The sequence below is a fragment of the Streptomyces sp. NPDC004134 genome, from assembly GCF_042874195.1.
Lineage (GTDB): Bacteria > Actinomycetota > Actinomycetes > Streptomycetales > Streptomycetaceae > Streptomyces.
Window position 1 is genome coordinate 196875 of record NZ_JBIAMS010000013.1, and the last position, 7317, is coordinate 204191.

Below are 7317 nucleotides of genomic sequence, written 5' to 3' on the forward strand. Positions count from 1 at the left end.
TGTCTGCATGGCGCCCCCGGCTCTGTCAGGGGCATGCGCGTCACCCCGCCGGTGCGTCAGTGTGCGTGCCGGGCGGCCGGTCCTGGAGCGGGATCAGGGCGCGGACGCGGTAGCCGCCGCGGGGGCGCGGCGCGGCGTGGAGCGTACCGCCGTAGACGGCGAGGCGTTCGCGCAGCCCGATGAGCCCGCGGCCGCTGCCGGCCGCGGCGCGGGCGGCGGGCGGGCCGCCGGTGTCGGTCACCTCGACGCGCAGCTCGCCTGGGGCGTGCGCCACGCAGACGGCGACCGAGGCGCCGGCGGCGTGTTTGACGGCGTTCGTCAGCGCCTCCTGCACGACGCGGTACGCGGCGAGGTCGACGCCGGCGGACAGCGGGGCCCCGGGGGTGCCGGTCACGGAGAGTTCGACGGGGACGCCGGTGTCGCGTACGCGCCCGGCGAGGGCGGCGAGTTGGCCGAGTCCCGGCTGGGGGGCGAGGTCGACGGCGAGCGCGGGATCGCCCGCGGCGGGTGCCGGATCGGGCGCGCCGTCCGCGGCGCGGGCGGCGCCTCCGTACGCCGCCGCATCGGCAGCGGCCGCCGGGCCGGCCGCCGGGTCCGCGGCCGCCATCGTCAGCAGCCCCATCACGTGCCGCAGCTCCGCCATCGCCGCCCGGCCGCCGGCCTCCACCGCGCGCATCGCCTCCCGCGCCTGCTCCGGCGACGTGTCCAGCACCTTGCGCGCGGCCCCCGCCTGGATCGTCATCATGCTGACGTTGTGCGTGACGACGTCGTGCAGTTCGCGCGCGATCCGCGACCGCTCCTGGTCCACCGCCAGCCGCGTCGCCGCCGCCTGCTGCTCCTGGAGGGCGCGTATGCGCTGCTGCCACGTGTGGATCGCATTGGCGGCGAGCCCGATCGGCAGCAGTACCAGCAGCGGCAGGAACCCGCGCCCCACCTCCGGCACCACGCCCGCCACCGCGAACAGCGGCACCCCGGCGAGGAGGCTCGCCAGCGCACTCCTGCGGTACGGGCTGTACATCACCGCGCTGTACGCCGCGACCACCCCGGCGGCGAACGCGAACGCCGTCGCGCCGCGGGCGACTTCGCCCAGGTGGAACACGACGGCCGCGCCGAGCACCGCCCAGAGCGCGGCGAGGGGGTAGCGGCGCCTGACGGCCAGCGGGACGGCGGTCAGCGCACCGAGCACCAACTCCCAGCCCCGGACGGGCGGAAGCACGTGCTCGATGACGGGCGGCGGGGGGTACACCTCCGCGCGGCGCGGCACTTCCGGCCCTCCCTGGCCGGGCTCCGGAACGAGCGGCGAACCCGGCTCGGGCACCGTCGGCGGACCGGCCTCCGGCAGGTCGGGCAGGCCCGGCAGGCCGGGCGGCGGGGGCCGCGGGGCGACCTGCTGCGGGCCGTCGCCGCGCGGCTCGTAGAAGGAGCGGTCGAGGTCGGCGACGACGGTGCCGACGGACAGCACGAGGGCGAGGGCGACATCCGCGGTCCAGGCCCACCGGGACAGCCGCGGCGGCGCGGCGCCGCCTGCGGGGGGCCGGCGGGATCCGCCGCCGGGCGCACCGCCCGCGGCGCGCCCGGTCCGGCAGCCGGCCACGCGGCTCGCGGCGCGACGCAGCGTCCGGGCCACCGCGCGCCGGGGCCCGGGGCCCGCCCCGCGGCCCGCCGAGTCGCCCGGGTCCGTCACCGGGCCGCCGACCGGCGGCCGTTCACGCGCCCCGCCGCTCGCCGGCCGTCCCACGCCGCCGTTCTCGTACGCCGGCGCCTCCCGGCCCGTGCCCCGGCGCCCGAACCACCCGCGCGCCCGCCCAACCGCACGTCCGGCCCCGCGCCCGTACCGCCCGATGGTCCCGCCCGCCCACGTCACGGCCTCAGTGTGCCAACCCGCCCGCCGCCGCCGGATCCACCGCGGGGCCCACCCCGCGTCCGCCCCACGCCTACCTCGCGCGGATGACGCCGCCCGCCGTCGGCCGGATGCGGTACGGACCTTCCGCACCGCGGCCGACGTGCCCGCGCCGGCGCCGCGCCTAGCGTCTGCTGCCGCACGCCGACCACCGAGCCGGGGAGGACCCGCGCCATGACCGCACCACCGCACACCGCCCGCACCGGGAGCGACCACGGAGCCGGGGTCCTCATCGACCTGCGCGGGGTCAGCAGGACGTACGACGAGGGCCCGCCCGCGCTGGACGACCTGACCCTCGCCGTACGCACCGGGCAGGCGCTCGCCGTCCTCGGCCCCTCCGGCAGCGGCAAGTCGACGCTGCTCAACCTCATCGCGGGCCTGGACCGGCCCGACTCCGGCACCGTCACCGTCGACGGGCTGCGCGTGGACGGGCTGAGCGAGAGCGCGTCGGCGAAGTACCGCAGGGCGTCGGTCGGCATGGTCTTCCAGTTCTTCAACCTGCTCGACGACCTGACCGTGGCCGACAACGTGCTGCTCCCGGCCCAGTTGGCCGGGATGCCCCGCGCCCGCGCCGCCGCGCGGGCCGCGGAGCTGCTGGCGTACCTCGGGATCGAGCGGCACGCCCGCGCGTACCCCGGGCGGCTGTCGGGCGGCGAGCGGCAGCGCGTGGCGGTGGCGCGGGCGCTGATGAACCGCCCGTCGCTGCTGCTCGCCGACGAGCCCACGGGCGCGCTGGACACCGCGTCGGGGGCGGAAGTCCGCGAGCTGCTGCGGGACTTGCACGCGGACGGGCAGACGATCGTGCTCGTCACGCACGATCTGGCGCTGGCGGAGTCGTGCGCGACGCGGACGGTGGAGCTGGTGGACGGGCGGATCGCGCGGGACAGCGCGGCCGGCGGCGGAGACGGGGGCGGGGGCGGAGGCGGAGGCACGGACGGGAGTACGGCGACTCCGTACGACGCCTCCGCCCTGCACGGCGACTCCCCCCGGGCCGCCCGGTGAGCGCCCTGGGCCGGGTGGTGCGCGCCGGGGTGGGCCGGCGGCGCGTGCAGACCACCGTGATGGTGCTGACCACGGTGCTCACCGTGGCCGCGGCCGTGCTGGCGACCGGGCTGCTCGTCGCCTCCCGGGCGCCGTTCGACAACGCCTTCGCCCGGCAGCACGGCGCCCACCTCACCGGGGAGTTCGACGCCGCGAAGGCCACGGCCCCGCAGGTGCGCGCCACCGCCGGGGCCGAAGGCGTCACCGCCGCCTCGGGCCCGTACGGGATCACCTCGCTGCGGCTGCGCGTCACCACCGCGCCCGAGGGGGCCAAGTCGCCGCCGCTGACGGTGGCGGGGCGGAAGTCGGCGGGCGGTGACGTCGACGACCTGGACGTCACGGAGGGCCGCTGGGTACGGGCGCCCGGCGAGATCGTGATCGAGTCGGGCGCGCGGTCGATGGACATGGCGCTCGGCGCGCGGGTGGAGGCCGACGGGGTGGCGGGCGGGCCGGTGCTCACGGTCGTCGGGATCGCCGAGTCGGTGGGCGAGAGCGCGGACGGCTGGGTGGTACCGGCGCAGCTCGGCGCACTCACCGCCGAAGGCGCCCGTCCCGACCGCCAGATGCTCTACCGGCTGGCGGCCGCGGACACGCGCGGCGAGGTCGCGTCCGCGCGCAAGGCGGTCGCCGCGGCCGTACCGGCGGGGGCGCTGACGGGGTCCCAGTCGTACCTCGACGTCAAGCAGGCCGCGAACGAGGACACCGCCGCCTTCATCCCCTTCGTCACCGCCTTCGCGCTGCTGGGGCTGGCGATGTCGGTGCTCATCGTGAGCATCGTCGTCAGCGGCGCGGTGGGCGCGGCGACGCGGCGGATCGGGGTGCTGAAGTCGCTGGGCTTCACGCCGTCGCAGGTCGCACGGGCGTACGTCGCACAGGCCGCGATCCCGGCGGCGGCGGGCGCGGCGCTGGGCGCGGGGCTGGGCAACGCGCTGTCCGTACCGCTGATGAACGAGGTGGCGAGCGCGTTCGGCACGGGCCGGATCCTCATCCCGCTGTGGGTCTCGCTCGCGGTGCCGGCCGGGGTCCTCGCCCTGGTCGCGGCGACGGCCCTGGGACCGGCGCTGCGCGCGGCCCGGCTGCGTACGACGGCGGCGCTCAGCGTCGGCCGTACGCCGCGGGCGGCGCGGGGGCGCCGGGTGCGGCACGCGCTGGGCCGGCTGCCGCTGCCGCGGGCGGTGGTGCTGGGCCTGGCGGGCCCGTTCGCCCGGCCGGCCCGGTCGGCGACGATGGCGGCCGCGGTGACGTTCGGGGCCCTGGCGGTGACGTTCGCGGTGGGTCTGGGGACGTCGCTGCTGGCGCTGGAGCGGGAGGGGACGCCGGACGAGGCGGGCGACGTGACGGTGCACCGGATGATGCCGCCGCCGGGGACCGGCGCCCCCGGGACCCCGGGCGCCCCGGGCGGCGCGGAAGCCGACCCCGGCGCACCCCCGGCACCGCCCGCTCCGGCAGCGGGCCCGGAAACCGGCGCCTCCCCCGCGGAGATCACCGCGGCGATCGAGGCCCGCCCGGAGACGGCACACCACTTCGCCACCGCCCAGACGGAGGTCGGCGTCTCCGGCCGCAAGGGCGCCGTACCGCTGGTCACGTACCGCGGCAAGGCACCCGCCGACGGCTACCGCATGGCGGCGGGCCGCTGGTTCTCCGCCCCCGGTGAGGCGGTGGCCCCGGCGCGCTTCCTCGAGTCCACGAACACCGCCATCGGCGACACCGTGACCCTCCGCGACGGCGACCGCACCGCCGAACTCCGCATCGTCGGCGAGGTCTTCGACCTCAACGACGAGGGCCTGGCCGTACGCACCGCGCACGCCTCCGTCTCCGGCCTGGTCCCGACGTGGGAGCCGGACGAGTACGTGGTGGACCTGGCCGCGGGCACGGACCGCGGCGCCTACGTCAAGGCGCTCGGCGCCGCCCTGGAGCCGCTGGGCGCGGAGGCGACGGCCGTGGCGCACGACGGGGACTCCCCCGTGCTCCTCGCCATGCAGGCCCTGATCGCGATGCTGACGGCGATGCTGGTGGCGGTGGCCTGCCTGGGCGTGCTCAACACCGTCGTCCTCGACACCCGCGAACGGGTCCACGACCTGGGCGTGTTCAAGGCCCTGGGCATGAGCCCGCGGCAGACGGTCGCGATGGTACTCACCTCGGTCGCCGGCATCGGCCTGGCGGCGGGCGCGGCGGGCGTCCCGCTGGGTGTGGCGCTGCACCACTACGTGGTCCCGGAGATGGGCCGCTCGGTGGGCACGAACATCCCGGACGCCCTGATCGACATCTACACGCCCGCGCACCTGGTCCTGCTGGCCCTGGCGGGCATAGCGATCGCCACCGCGGGCGCCCTGCTCCCCGCCACCTGGGCCGCCGCCACCCGCACGGCAACGGCGCTGCGCTCGGAGTGAAGGGGGTTAACTGATTCGCCCCCGCCCGGGCCCGTCCGTACGCTGGGGGCATGTCTTTCTGTATGAAGCCCTGGCTCCGCCGCTGACGGCGGCGGAACCCGGTTGATCTCTCGCCCGCCGTCCTGGCCTTCTGCCGGGCGGCCCCCGCGTGGTGCCCGGCTCCATGACGAGCTGAGAGAACACGCATGCTTCGTACTGATTCCTCTTCCCCCTTCTCCGCCCTGTCCCGGGACCTTCCCGCCGGCGCCGCCGCACACGTGCGCGCCGAGGGGATCGCGGTCCGGCTGGGCGAGCGCACGGTCCTGTCCGGCACCGACGTGACGGTCTCGGCCGGTTCCCGGCTGGCCGTCGTCGGCGAGAACGGGCGGGGCAAGACGACCCTGCTGCACGTGCTCGCCGGCACGCTGACGCCCGACGCGGGCACGGTCTCCCGTACGGGGACGCTGGCGCTGGTCGAGCAGACCCTGCACGTCGAGGACGCACGCACGGTGGGCGACCTGGTCAAGGAGGCCGTCGGGGACTCCCTGACCGCCCTGGACCTGCTGGACAGCGCGACGGAGGCCCTTGCCCAGGGTGCGCCTGGCGCGGACGACGCCTACGCCCGGGCCCTGGAGGTCGCCACCGCGCTCGACGCCTGGGACGCCGAGCGGCGCGTCGACGTCGCCCTGGAGGGCCTGGGTGCGTGCACCGACCGCGACCGGCGCCTGGCCACCTTGTCGGTCGGGCAGCGCTACCGCGTGCGCCTTGCGGTCGTACTCGGGTCGACCACCGATCTGCTGCTGCTGGACGAACCCACCAACCACCTGGACGCGGCAGCCCTGGGCTTCCTGGAACGCAGCCTGCGCGAGCGCGCCGGGGGCGTGGCCGTGGTCAGCCACGACCGGGCGCTGCTGCGCGAGGTCGCCACGTCCTTCCTGGACCTGGACCCGAGCCGGGACGGTCTGCCGCGCCTGTACGCGGGCGGGTACGACGGCTGGGTGGAGAGCCGCCGCCGCGAGCGGGAGCGGTGGGAGCAGGAGCACGCCGCCCAGCAGGCCGAACACGCCCAACTCACCCGGGCCGCGGAGGAGGCGCGCGGGCGCCTCCAGAGCGGCTGGCGCCCGGACAAGGGAACAGGAAAGCATCAGCGCGCAACGCGCGCCGCCGGGGTCGTGCAGACCTTCAACCGGCGCGTGGAGGACCTGGAGCGGCACCGCATCACCGTGCCCGAGCCGCCCCGGAGCCTGTCCTTCCCCGACCTGCCCACCCGGGCCGGGCGCCCGGTCCTGCACGGGCAGGACCTCACGCTCGCCGGCCGCCTGCACCAGCCGGTGGAGGTGACGATCAGCGGCGGCGACCGGCTGCTGCTGACCGGCCCCAACGGGGCGGGCAAGTCGACCCTCCTGGGCATGCTGGCCGGGCAACTGCACCCCACCGGGGGCAGCCTGCACGTCCACCACGACGCGCGGGTGGTCCTGCTGTCCCAGGAGGTCCCCGCCTGGAACCCGGAGCACACCGCCTACCGGGCGTACGAGGCACACGTCGACCGGCTCCGGTCCCGCGGGCTCAAAGGCAGCGCCCCGTCACTCAGCGGGCTGGGCCTGCTGGACGCCACAGCTCTACGTACGCCGGTGGGCCGCATGTCCCAGGGCCAGCAGCGCCGCCTGCACCTGGCGATGTGCCTGGCCGAACAGCCCGACCTGCTCATGCTGGACGAGCTGACCAACCACCTGTCGGCGTCCCTGGTCGACGAACTCACCCGGGCCCTGACGACGACGGCCTGCGCGGTCGTGGTCGCCACGCACGACCGGCAGTTGCTCGCCGACCTGGCCGACTGGCCCCGCCTGGAGCTGGCCGGGTCGCAGCGGGAGTGACGCGGTCCCACCACCCTCCGTGGGGGGGGGGGGGGGGGGGGGGGGGGGGGGGGGGGGGGGGGGGGGGGGAGGGGGGGGGGGCGGTGTCGTTGGGGCTCCCACCGGGCCACCCATCTCTTGAGTGTGTGGACCT

The 7317-nt window shown here is 77.1% G+C and carries 4 protein-coding genes; 3 read left to right on the top strand and 1 reads right to left on the bottom strand.

Annotated features, from left to right (window positions below; translation table 11 throughout):
• Positions 1 to 40: 40 nt before the first annotated feature.
• Positions 41 to 1738 carry a sensor histidine kinase gene (locus tag ACFYVJ_RS18620; RefSeq protein WP_388892638.1) on the bottom strand — a complete coding sequence of 566 codons (1698 nt, stop codon included), beginning with the start codon at positions 1736 to 1738 and terminating at the stop codon, positions 41 to 43.
• Between the two features lie 336 nt (positions 1739 to 2074).
• On the opposite strand from ACFYVJ_RS18620, the gene ACFYVJ_RS18625 reads away from it, so the two are divergent.
• The 3 genes from ACFYVJ_RS18625 (at position 2075) to ACFYVJ_RS18635 (ending at position 7184) form a co-directional block, all read left to right on the top strand.
• Complete coding sequence (locus tag ACFYVJ_RS18625; RefSeq protein ID WP_388892640.1) at positions 2075 to 2902, top strand: ABC transporter ATP-binding protein; 828 nt, start codon at positions 2075 to 2077, stop codon at positions 2900 to 2902.
• 14 nt (positions 2903 to 2916) lie between these two features.
• Positions 2917 to 5331 carry an FtsX-like permease family protein gene (locus ACFYVJ_RS18630; protein ID WP_388892663.1) on the top strand — a complete coding sequence of 805 codons (2415 nt, stop codon included), beginning with the start codon at positions 2917 to 2919 and terminating at the stop codon, positions 5329 to 5331.
• Between the two features lie 185 nt (positions 5332 to 5516).
• On the top strand, positions 5517 to 7184 hold the full coding sequence (locus ACFYVJ_RS18635) for an ABC-F family ATP-binding cassette domain-containing protein (protein ID WP_388892642.1): 1668 nt from the start codon (positions 5517 to 5519) through the stop codon (positions 7182 to 7184).
• Positions 7185 to 7317: the final 133 nt, after the last annotated feature.

Bases quoted from the DNA above. Each gene is read 5' to 3' on its own strand.
- ACFYVJ_RS18625 (WP_388892640.1), top strand. From the start codon at position 2,075: ATGACCGCACCACCGCACACCGCCCGCACCGGGAGCGACCACGGAGCC.
- ACFYVJ_RS18635 (WP_388892642.1), top strand. From the start codon at position 5,517: ATGCTTCGTACTGATTCCTCTTCCCCCTTCTCCGCCCTGTCCCGGGAC.